Raw genomic sequence first — 10144 nt, 5'->3', positions numbered from 1 at the left:
TATAAAGCTAAAAAGTTTGGTTGTGAAATTATAATTGCTGATAGATTTTATCCATCAAGTAAAACCTGTTCTCACTGTGGACATAGAAAAGATAGTCTTTCTTTATCTGAAAGAATTTATCACTGCGAGAACTGTAGTTTTGAGATGGATAGGGATCTGAATGCTGCAATTAATTTATCGCGTTTGGCTAAAGCGTGAAAGTCTACCGAGGGATAACCGCTCCCATGCTCCTGTTGAAGTAGAAAGTAAAGTCTAGCTTTGTCTAGGTTTTATATAGCAGCAAAATTCTATATTGTCAGAATCAGGATATCCAGGATTAAAGGATGAACAGGATAAAAATAGGAATTTTATCTTCAATTACCAGAGAAAGCGAATTTATGCTAAAATATAGTCAAAATGTCTAAAATAGTCATCCTATGCAAACCTATACTCTGACAGATGCCCGAAATAAACACGGTGAAGTTTTTGATAAAGCTGCTATTGAACCCGTATTACTAACTAAACAATCACGTCCTAGTCATGTAATTATTTCCGCCGATAGCTACCAAAAATTAATTAATAGATTGCAAGAATTAGAAGATATGCAGTTAGTTCAAACTGCTGAAATTGCTTTGAGTCAATCAGAAATGGTGGGTACAGAGGCTTTTACATCAGCACTGGAGCATTTAGCTAATGGCGCGGCTTGATGGTTTAGCAACTGTTCTTGATTTCCTCAATGGGTTACAACCTAAAATAGCAGCGCAAATAGCAAAGAAGGTTTTGGCTTTAAATGTTGAACCTTTACCAAATGATAGTGAACAATTATCTGGTTATCAGGGTTTTTATCGAGTAGATAGTGGTGAATATCGAATTGTTTATAGATACTTTCCAGATCAAGATTTAGTGGAAGTAATTTTAGTCGGTAAGCGCAATGATGATGATGTTTATAAAAGATTAAAACGGTTATTAACGTAAGTTGCTAGTTAAGCACATTGTCAGAATCAGAATATCCAGGATTAAAGGATGAACAGGATGAAAACGGGGATTTTATCATCAATTACCTATTACCAATTATCCATTACCAGCCCTAACGTAATCCCATTAGTAATCTATTAGCCGTTTTACAGTAAAATTAATCCTTTGGAGAGAAGAGGTTTTTTTAATGACTCGTGTCATCATTGTGCGTCATGGTCAAAGTACCTATAATATTGAAAGACGTATCCAAGGACGTACTGATGCGTCAACTTTAACGGAAAAAGGTCAAGACGATGCTAGGAAAACGGGTAAAGTTCTGAGTGGTATAGCATTTAAGGCTATCTACAGCAGTCCCCTGAACCGCGCTAAAACAACAGCAGAAATTATTTGCAGTGAGTTAGTTGAAAAGTCTGGGGAAATTCAAGTTTCCGAAAATTTACGAGAAGTAGACTTACCCGCATGGGCGGGAATGTTATCTATTGATGTCAAAGAAAAATTCCCTGATGATTATAGTATCTGGAAAAAACGCCCCCATGAATTGCGGATGATGATTAATGACGCAGACGGGATAAGAGAACATTTTCCGGTTTTAGCTTTATATGAACAAGCAAATTCGTTTTGGCAAGAAGTTTTATCCCGTCATCAAGGCGAAACAATTCTTATAGTTGGACATAATGGTATTAACCGAGCTTTAATTAGTACAGCTTTGGGTATTCCTCCTAGTGGTTATCACGGTTTACAACAGTCTAACTGTAACATTAGTGTGTTAAATTTTGCTGGTGGTTTGGGTGAACCTGTGCAGTTAGAATCAATGAATCAAACGCAACACTTGGGAGATACTTTACCGAGTTTACGCCCCAATCATCAAGGATTTAGGTTATTATTAGTCCGTCACGGTGAAACTGAATGGAATCGTCAAGGTAAGTTTCAAGGGCAAATTGATGTACCTTTGAATGATAATGGTAGATCCCAAGCTGCAAAAGCTGGGGAGTTTCTGCAAGATGTAGAGCTTGATTTTGCTTTTAGTAGCACTATGGCGCGTCCCAAGGAAACCGCAGAAATTATTCTTAAACACCATTCTCAGATTAATTTGCAGTTATTAGATGGTTTAAGAGAAATTAGTCACGGAACTTGGGAAGGTAAATTTGAAGCTGAGATAGAACAGGAATTTCCCGGAGAGTTGGAACGGTGGCGCACTGTTCCGGCTGAGGTGCAAATGCCAGAAGGGGAAAATTTACAACAGGTACATGAACGCAGTGTAGCGGCTTGGCAGTCAATATTAGCAACTGCTGAGAAAAATCAACTACAAACTGGTTTAGTGGTTGCCCACGATGCTACTAATAAAACCTTGCTTTGTCATATCCTGGGATTATCACTGGAAAATTTCTGGAATTTCCGTCAAGGCAATGGGGCAGTGAGTGTTATTGACTACCCTAGTGGTGTGAGTGGTTCACCTGTGCTACAGGCAATGAATATTACTGGACATTTAAGTGGGGGTGTGTTAGATAAAACAGCCGCAGGAGCTTTATAATTGCGCTGATTAGCATATCTAGGGCGGGCATTTGTATCTCTAGGGCGGGCAAGATGCCCACCCCACATTATATTCTTCCCTAATCACCAACTACCAATTACCACTAGAACAGATATTTTAAGTATTAAAACAGACATGATAAATGAACTTCTACAACAAGTAAGGGTCATTGATCCGGTTTCGGAAACTGACCAAATAGCCGATGTATTAATTGTTGAGGGTGAAATTAAAGCGATCGCTCCCGAAATTTCTGAGTTTAGCGCCGATACTGTTATTAAAGATTGTCGGGGTTTGGTTGTCGGTACTGGGTTAGTTGATTTATATAGTCATTCCAGCGAACCTGGTTTTGAAGAAAGAGAAACTTTGGTTTCTTTTTTGCAAGCTGCTCAAGCTGGTGGTTTTACGAGGTTAACAGTATTACCAGATACAAATCCAGCTATTGATAATCCCGCTTTAGTGGTACAGTTACAGCAAAAAAGAGTAGAGAAAGGTTCACCCCATCTTCAGGTTTGGGGGGGAATGACTTTAGATGTAGCTGGTAAACAGTTAACAGAGTTTGCGGATTTAGTTACTGCTGGAGTTGTGGGTTTTACGGATGGGAAACCTTGGGAAAATTTGGGTATAGTCAGACGGGTTTTGGAATATCTGCAACCTTTTGGTAAAGTTGTGGCGTTTTCTCCCTGCGATCGCTCTTTATCTTTAAATGGGGCAATGCGTGAAGGTGCGGAGGCATTGCGTATCGGTTTACCCCCGATTCCTGCTATTGCGGAAACCAGTGCGATCGCTGCTTTGTTGGAATTAGTTGCGGAAATTAGGACACCGGTACATATTATGCGGGTTTCCACGGCGCGGAGTGTGGAGTTAATTGCTACAGCCAAATTTCAAGGTTTACCAGTGACAGCTAGTACCACTTGGATGCACCTATTATTAAACACCGCAGATATTAAGAGTTATCATACCAGCTTGCATTTAGAACCGCCTTTAGGTAATGCCAGTGATGTGAAAGCTTTGCGTGCTGGTGTGCGTGGAGGTGTGATAGATGCGATCGCTATTGATCATGCAGCTTTCACTTATGAGGAGAAAGTACAAGCTTTTGCAGAATCACCACCGGGGGCAATTGGTTTAGAATTAGCATTACCATTATTGTGGTCAAATTTAGTGGAGACTGGAGAATTTACAGCTTTAGAATTATGGCGTGTTTTGAGTAATCAAGCAGCAGCTTGTTTACAACAAGAAATGAAAGCGATTAAACTTGGTGAAAAAGCAGAATTAACATTATTTGATCCTGAAAAAATCTGGACAGTTAATAGACAAAATCTTTGTTCACTTGCTGATAATACACCTTGGTTTGGCAAAGAAATTAAAGGTCGAGTTTTACAAACTTGGTGTTAATTTCATTTATCAGTTATTAGTTTTCATCAGTCATAATGATATTTACAGGACAGAATAATAATAATCAATAAATCTTCTTCAACTTTGTAAACTAACCTATGTTTATCTGTAATTCGTCGTGACCAATAACCTTGTAATTCATATTTTAGAGGTTCTGGTTTACCTATACCAGAAAATGGTTTTCTTTGGATATCTTTAATTAGTTCTAGGATTTTCTTAAAAACCTTTTTATCTTCCTTTCCCCATGCACCCAGTTGTTCAAAAGCTTCTGGTTCAAATGCTACTTTTGTCATATTCATCTAAATCAACATAAATTAAATTTCCTTGTTCAACATTTTCCATAGCTTTAAGCAAATGTTTTTTATTAGCTTCTGACTTGAGAAGATAAGTAGTTTCATCTTCTTCTATGGGTGGTTCTACTAAGATGATAACTTCTACTACTGTTCCTGCTGGTAATTCTGTGGTAGATATTTCAATTTTCCCATCTTTACCAACAATAGCCTTTTGTTTAATTCCAGTGAGCATAATGGTTAATTAATCTGATAAAGTCAGATGTATAAAGTCAGATGTAGTAATTTTATTGTAACTTGCTTTGAGGCAGTTTTGTAATGAATTAGGTAGTGGGAGTTTCATTATTATATTAATAGATGTCCTAAAAACGGTAAGCATTCAGCCGTCAGCTAACAGCAGTCAGCCATAAAGAAGAAATACATTAATAATAGGCTGGAAATTGATCTCATTAACTCAGTATCTCTCAGACTGAAAAATAGCTGATTACTGATAGCTGAATGCTGACGATTAGGTTAATTCTAACCAACCTTGATAACCGGTGACAATGCGATCGCCATCTTTAAGAATATGAACTTCTATTTGATCACTCGCCCAACTAATTTGATCTTTAAATTCTGGGTTAAAAACATGAACTTTTTGATTTCTAGAAGAAACCGGAGACAAAGGAGAATTAATAGCTAAAGATTGGACAAAAGGACCATCTATTAAAATATCTAATTCTGCTAATAATTTCTGAGAACCAGGAGGTGCAGATTCAGATTGTAATTCTTTCAAAGTAAAACCAGTAAAAGCCATCACATTTAAACCAGCGGCTTTAACTTTATGTGCTAAACTAGCTAATGCGGAAGCTTGCCAAAATGGTTCTCCACCAGAAAAAGTAACGCCTGTATTTTCAGGGTTTTTAATAATATCTTCAGCTAGTTGATCAATCGCAACTAATTGATTTATTTCAAATTCCCAAGATGCGGGATTAAAACAACCTTCACACTCACGCGGACAACCTTGCACCCAAACCACAGCGCGACAACCAGGACCATTCACTTCTGATTTATCAACATAACCCATGATGTTAAGATATCCTTCGGGAATTTGTTTCAGTGCTGATAAGATTTCTGTTGTTGTTGCCATATTTATTTGACTCCTGAATAGGGAATGGGTAATTGCTAATTGGTAATTGGTGATTGGTAATTGGTAAATTTATTACTGTCACCTGTCACCTGTCACCTAATATGGGATAACGCACAGGAATTTTAGTGAATTTTTGAATTTGCTCTGCGATGGTAATTAGTTCTTCTGTGGAGATTAATTTTAAACTTTGACAAGTATAACCACAGGATTCACTAATTTCATTACCTCTTGATTCTAACTGACTAACTAGGACACGGGGACGGGAAGGAATGTTAAATTGTATAACGGCAACAATATCCGCTATTGATATAGCAGGTGACAGTTTACAAGTCAAATTACAAGTCAAAAGTTTTACCTATTGATAAATCAAGAGGATTGAACAATATCTCATGGTTTACGCTTCACAAAAAGACTGTTTCAACTAATCCTATTGAGAATTTATCATTAGTTTGTGAGGAAGTTGTGAGGTAAATTTTTTTATCTCTTGGTAGTGAATACAGTTGTAAACATCATCACCATACCACCTAAAAGAATAGCGATCGCCAATCCTCCTGTAATCAAATCTAACGTATTATTATCTATGTTCATTGTTTAATCACTCCCAATTTGACTAAAAATTTACTGTTATTTTCCGAGTAAATCACTATTTTCACAAATGTAATTATATCATGTTTTGTGAAATACTTATCAATTGATAATTGACAATTGATAATTGTTTCATTCAAAGTTTAAAACCTCCCGTTTCAAGTTGAAAAAGCAAGAAATTCCGCTTTTCAATCTTGTGAATTTAAGGGATGGGTAATTATCAATTGTTCATTGTCAATTGTCAATTATCAATTATTAAAGTGAATCCTGATCCAGAAAAGGAGATAGGTTTTAATTTTTCCCTAATTCCTTACCAAACAAAGTCCGATACATCAACCGATAAATATCCGTATTATCCACCGTTCCCTTCAACAAACCAGCATTAAAACCATGCGCTTTCGCTATTATTCCTCCAGCATTATCCCCAAAACCAGACCATGATATAGCAAAGGGAAAACGTCTACCCTGTTTATCAGGTGCAGAAATAAAAGGTAACGTTCCTGTTCCTTCTTTTCCATCCCAAGGAGCGCCATTTTTCCCTTTTTCTGGTAATGGTTTATTAAAGGGAAAATCTTTTTCTGTTGCTCCCACCAATTCTAAACCACCAGCATCACTATCAGCGGCAGTAACTAATAAAGTATTCGGGTTTTTCTCAATAAATTTCATTGCCACCCCAACCGCATCATCGGCACGTTTTAAGGCGGTGAGACAACCAATGGCATTATTATAATTACCGAAATTATCGCTACCTTCTTCTTCTAAAACAATCAAGAAATTTTTACCCTTTTGCGATAAAATCTTTAACGTTACATCCAACTGTTCCCCTACCGTCGGTGCAGTGGCCACATATAACGGTAAATTCCGTTTTTTCAAGTTTTCTTCTGTTTCATCATTATAGGTATCATCAGCCGCAAAAATTCCCAACACCTTTTTAGTATTTGTTGGTAACTTCAATAATTCATCACGAGTATAAACAACAGTGTAACCTTTCTTTTTGGCTATTTCTACTAAATTTAACCCATCAGTTCTTTGACTTTGGGATGCGGTGGAATGTCTTCCCGCTACTCCTTTAGGAAGATACCACATTTCTCCACCACCTAAAATCACATCTGCACCTGATTCTACTATTTGTTTAGTAATATCTGCAAAATTGCGACGACTGGGAGATTTTGCTAAAAATGCACCTGTTCCTGGTTCATGAATCATCCCAGAATTAATAATAGCCGTTCCTTTGCCCGCTTTTATGGCTTCTTCCATAATTGTTTGTGGTTTTCCAGAAAGCGCCACCACCGGTTTACCGTTTTCATCCAACCCAAAAGAGTCAGCATTTACCTTTACCCCAGTAGCATGAGTTACCGCCCCACCATTGGAAGTTCCAGATAATTGATTTTTCATGTGTCCCAAGTAAACAGCCAAATTTGACATTTGATCCCAATTTAATCTGCCATCTGGTCCAGTGTAGAGTATTCTAGTTGCGCCCCAGTGCGCTGCACTCGTACCATCTGGATGGATAAAGATCACATTACCTTGAATAGAGGTATTACTGGCTAAGATATGTGGTGTATAACTGAGGACAGATATCACAGCCAAAAGTAAGAAACCAATAACTTTTTGATTCAATCGTCGTAACATTGCTTTACATTTAAACTATAGGTACAATCAAACGTAAGGAGTCAGGAGTCAGGAGGCAGGAGGCAGGAGTCAGTAGGGGGTTAGCGGTCTTTTGACAATACATACTTTAATCGGTAATTGTTAAGAAATCGTAATTACAAACAAAAACCTATACAGTAAAATTACTATGCAGACAATTGAAAAAAAGTCAAGTAAAAAAACTTGGGCAAAAGCCATATCCCAACCTGCAAAAGAATTTCCAGCCACGCAATTACCAATAATTGCGGGTAAAATTCCTGAAGGTTTACGTGGTACATTATACCGCAATGGATCAGCAAGACTAGAACGGGGTAATATGCGGGTAGGACATTGGTTTGATGGAGATGGGGCTATTTTAGCAGTCCATTTTACCGATGCAGGTGCTACGGGAGTTTATCGCTATGTGCAGACTGCTGGTTATCAAGAAGAAACCGCTGCGGGTAAATACTTATATGGTAATTATGGCATGACTGCACCGGGTCCGATTTGGAATCAATGGCAAAAACCAGTGAAAAACGCTGCAAATACTTCGGTTTTGGCATTACCGGAGCAACTTTTAGCACTTTGGGAAGGTGATAACCCCTATGCTTTAGATTTAGAAACTTTAGAAACCAAAGGTTTAAATAATTTAGGTGGTTTAACTAAAGGACAACCTTATTCTGCTCATCCTAAAGTTGACTATCAAACGGGAGAAATATTTAATTTTGGCATGACTCCTGGACTTAATGCCATATTGCATATTTATAAAAGTGATTTTACTGGTAGAATTATTCAACAAGCAAAGTTTACGTTAGCAGGTTTTCCGATTATCCATGATTTTGTTTTAGCAGGACAATATTTAATATTTTTTGCTCCAGCGGTGCAGTTAAATATTTGGCCTGTTTTATTTGGGGTGAGTAGCTACAGTGATTCTTTAACGTGGCAACCAGAAAAGGGAAATCAGATTATAGTTATTGATAGAGAAAATTTATCTTTAGTCAGTCGGGGAGAAACAGAACCTTGGTTTCAGTGGCATTTTAGTAATGGATATGTTGATGATAGTGGTAATGTAATTGTTGATTTTGCTAAATATGATGATTTTCAAACTAATGAATATTTGCGAGAAGTAGCAACAGGAGAAACTCACACCTTTGCTAAAACTTCCTTGACACGGGTACAACTAAATCCGCAAACTGGCAAAGTACAAGAAATTGCAACTTTATTAAATAGAACTTGTGAATTTCCTCATGTTCCAGCTAAAAATGTCGGTAAATTCTCTCGTGATAGCTATATGTCTATTTTTCGGGAAGGAACAGATACAGAAGGTGAGATATTAAATAGTATTGCTCGTTTTGATCATGAAAATGGAAATTTAATAGAAGCAAACTTAGGTGAAAATTTTTATCCTTCTGAACCTCTTTATATTGAAGATACTCAAAACTCTCAGCAAGGTTGGGTGTTGACAGTGGTTTATGATGGTAATACCGATAGTAGCGAAGTTTGGATATTTGATGGCGATCGCCTCAATGAAGAACCTGTTTGTAAACTGGGTTTACCCAGCGTTATCCCCCATAGTTTCCACGGTACTTGGAAGTAACAGGTGACAGGTGACAGGTGACAGGTGACAGTAAGAAGGCAAAAGGCAAAAGGCAAAAGTTGAAAAATTAATTCTTTCTCCTGACTCCTGACTCCTGACTCCTGCCTCCTGCCTCCTGCCTCCTGACTCCTGCCTCCTGCCTCCTGCCTCCTGCCTCCTGCCTCCTGACTCCTTGAAATCCTGAAAATTCCATGTTTCAACTACAACACACCCAAAACAAAAAACTAGGATGGTCTTTGGACGAGCGAGATCCAAAGTTCATTGAAAACCTCATGCCTATTTTGGGTTTTTTATATAACTACTATTTTCGAGTGCAAACCAGTGGCTGGGACAATATCCCAGAGGGAAAAGTTCTGTTTGTCGGTTCTCACAATGGCGGTTTGGCATCCCCGGATACATCCATGATGTTGTACGACTGGTTACGTCGGTTTGGCACACAAAGACCTATTTATGGTTTGATGCACCCCAAAGTTTGGGAAGTTTTTCCCCCAGCAGCGGAAATGGCCATGAAAGGTGGCGCTATCATGGCACATCCGAAAATGGCTTACGCAGCTTTTAAGGCTGATGCTAGTGTCTTAGTTTATCCTGGTGGTGCGGAAGATGTGTTTCGACCCCATCAAATGCGGGATCAAATATATTTTGCTGAACGTCGGGGTTTTATTAAGTTAGCACTGCGGGAAAATGTCCCCATTGTTCCGGCTATTTCCTGGGGGGCGCATGATACCCTGATAGTTTTGGCTGATTTGTATAAAATTATGCAGCAATTCCATAAATGGGGAATGCCTTGGTTGTTTGATGTTGATCCTTTAGTGTTTCCGGTTTATTTAGGTTTACCTTGGGGTTTAGCAGTAGGACCATTGCCGAATATTCCTTTACCTGCCCGTATCTATACCAGAGTTTGTCCACCCATTGTCTTTGAACGCTATGGAAAAGAAGCCGCAAGCGATCGCAAATATGTTAATGAATGTTATGAATTAGTCAGAAATAAAATGCAGGAAGAACTAGATAACTTAATCAAAATAGCCAGTAAATGAGGT

12 protein-coding genes are annotated in these 10144 nt (G+C 38.1%); 7 read left to right on the top strand and 5 right to left on the bottom strand.

Annotation, left to right across the window (positions count from 1 at the left end):
• From K2F26_RS24475 to K2F26_RS24455, 5 genes are all read left to right on the top strand, one after another.
• Positions 1-198, top strand: a 198-nt coding sequence (locus K2F26_RS24475) for a zinc ribbon domain-containing protein (RefSeq protein ID WP_220609863.1), incomplete at its 5' end; no start/stop codon positions are given.
• Between the two features lie 218 nt (positions 199-416).
• On the top strand, positions 417-686 hold the full coding sequence (locus tag K2F26_RS24470) for a type II toxin-antitoxin system Phd/YefM family antitoxin (protein ID WP_220609862.1): 270 nt from the start codon (positions 417-419) through the stop codon (positions 684-686).
• Positions 673-954 carry a type II toxin-antitoxin system RelE family toxin gene (locus K2F26_RS24465; RefSeq protein WP_194058436.1) on the top strand — a complete coding sequence of 94 codons (282 nt, stop codon included), beginning with the start codon at positions 673-675 and terminating at the stop codon, positions 952-954. Before K2F26_RS24470 ends, K2F26_RS24465 begins: the two co-directional genes overlap by 14 nt.
• 187 nt (positions 955-1141) lie before the next feature.
• Entirely contained in the window at positions 1142-2485 is a 1344-nt protein-coding gene (locus K2F26_RS24460) for a histidine phosphatase family protein (RefSeq protein ID WP_220609861.1), read from the top strand.
• 135 nt (positions 2486-2620) lie between these two features.
• Positions 2621-3877, top strand: coding sequence for a dihydroorotase (locus K2F26_RS24455; protein ID WP_220609860.1), 1257 nt, complete (start codon positions 2621-2623; stop codon positions 3875-3877).
• A gap of 26 nt (positions 3878-3903) precedes the next feature.
• On the opposite strand, the gene K2F26_RS24450 is transcribed toward K2F26_RS24455, so the two are convergent.
• From K2F26_RS24450 to K2F26_RS24430, 5 genes are all read right to left on the bottom strand, one after another.
• Entirely contained in the window at positions 3904-4170 is a 267-nt protein-coding gene (locus tag K2F26_RS24450) for a Txe/YoeB family addiction module toxin (RefSeq protein WP_220609859.1), read from the bottom strand.
• Positions 4151-4402, bottom strand: a complete 252-nt coding sequence (locus tag K2F26_RS24445; protein ID WP_194058446.1) for a type II toxin-antitoxin system Phd/YefM family antitoxin — start codon at positions 4400-4402, stop codon at positions 4151-4153. The genes K2F26_RS24450 and K2F26_RS24445 overlap by 20 nt, the downstream gene beginning before the upstream one ends.
• 273 nt (positions 4403-4675) lie before the next feature.
• Positions 4676-5296, bottom strand: coding sequence for a 4Fe-4S single cluster domain-containing protein (locus K2F26_RS24440; RefSeq protein WP_220609858.1), 621 nt, complete (start codon positions 5294-5296; stop codon positions 4676-4678).
• 85 nt (positions 5297-5381) lie between these two features.
• Positions 5382-5642 carry a hypothetical protein gene (locus K2F26_RS24435; protein WP_220609857.1) on the bottom strand — a complete coding sequence of 87 codons (261 nt, stop codon included), beginning with the start codon at positions 5640-5642 and terminating at the stop codon, positions 5382-5384.
• 530 nt (positions 5643-6172) lie between these two features.
• Positions 6173-7513: an alkaline phosphatase gene (locus tag K2F26_RS24430; protein ID WP_220609856.1), complete on the bottom strand. Its 1341-nt coding sequence runs from the start codon at positions 7511-7513 to the stop codon at positions 6173-6175.
• 166 nt (positions 7514-7679) lie between these two features.
• Here K2F26_RS24430 and K2F26_RS24425 point away from each other — a divergent pair, with 166 nt between their 5' ends.
• Together K2F26_RS24425 and K2F26_RS24420 are read left to right on the top strand one after the other, a co-directional pair.
• On the top strand, positions 7680-9107 hold the full coding sequence (locus K2F26_RS24425; protein WP_220609855.1) for a carotenoid oxygenase family protein: 1428 nt from the start codon (positions 7680-7682) through the stop codon (positions 9105-9107).
• Positions 9108-9298: 191 nt separating this feature from the next.
• Positions 9299-10141 carry a lysophospholipid acyltransferase family protein gene (locus K2F26_RS24420; RefSeq protein WP_220609854.1) on the top strand — a complete coding sequence of 281 codons (843 nt, stop codon included), beginning with the start codon at positions 9299-9301 and terminating at the stop codon, positions 10139-10141.
• Positions 10142-10144: the final 3 nt, after the last annotated feature.

It is taken from the genome of Sphaerospermopsis torques-reginae ITEP-024 (assembly GCF_019598945.1).
In the GTDB taxonomy this organism is placed as follows: domain Bacteria; phylum Cyanobacteriota; class Cyanobacteriia; order Cyanobacteriales; family Nostocaceae; genus Sphaerospermopsis.
This window is presented reverse-complemented; position numbering and strand designations above follow the sequence as displayed.

What these genes read in the sequence shown, in the direction of transcription:
- K2F26_RS24470 (WP_220609862.1), top strand. Translation starts at nt 417, where the DNA reads ATGCAAACCTATACTCTGACAGATGCCCGAAATAAACACGGTGAAGTT.
- K2F26_RS24465 (WP_194058436.1), top strand. Translation starts at nt 673, where the DNA reads ATGGCGCGGCTTGATGGTTTAGCAACTGTTCTTGATTTCCTCAATGGG.
- K2F26_RS24460 (WP_220609861.1), top strand. Translation starts at nt 1,142, where the DNA reads ATGACTCGTGTCATCATTGTGCGTCATGGTCAAAGTACCTATAATATT.
- K2F26_RS24455 (WP_220609860.1), top strand. Translation starts at nt 2,621, where the DNA reads ATGATAAATGAACTTCTACAACAAGTAAGGGTCATTGATCCGGTTTCG.
- K2F26_RS24450 (WP_220609859.1), bottom strand. Translation starts at nt 4,170, where the DNA reads ATGACAAAAGTAGCATTTGAACCAGAAGCTTTTGAACAACTGGGTGCA.
- K2F26_RS24445 (WP_194058446.1), bottom strand. Translation starts at nt 4,402, where the DNA reads ATGCTCACTGGAATTAAACAAAAGGCTATTGTTGGTAAAGATGGGAAA.
- K2F26_RS24440 (WP_220609858.1), bottom strand. Translation starts at nt 5,296, where the DNA reads ATGGCAACAACAACAGAAATCTTATCAGCACTGAAACAAATTCCCGAA.
- K2F26_RS24430 (WP_220609856.1), bottom strand. Translation starts at nt 7,513, where the DNA reads ATGTTACGACGATTGAATCAAAAAGTTATTGGTTTCTTACTTTTGGCT.
- K2F26_RS24425 (WP_220609855.1), top strand. Translation starts at nt 7,680, where the DNA reads ATGCAGACAATTGAAAAAAAGTCAAGTAAAAAAACTTGGGCAAAAGCC.
- K2F26_RS24420 (WP_220609854.1), top strand. Translation starts at nt 9,299, where the DNA reads ATGTTTCAACTACAACACACCCAAAACAAAAAACTAGGATGGTCTTTG.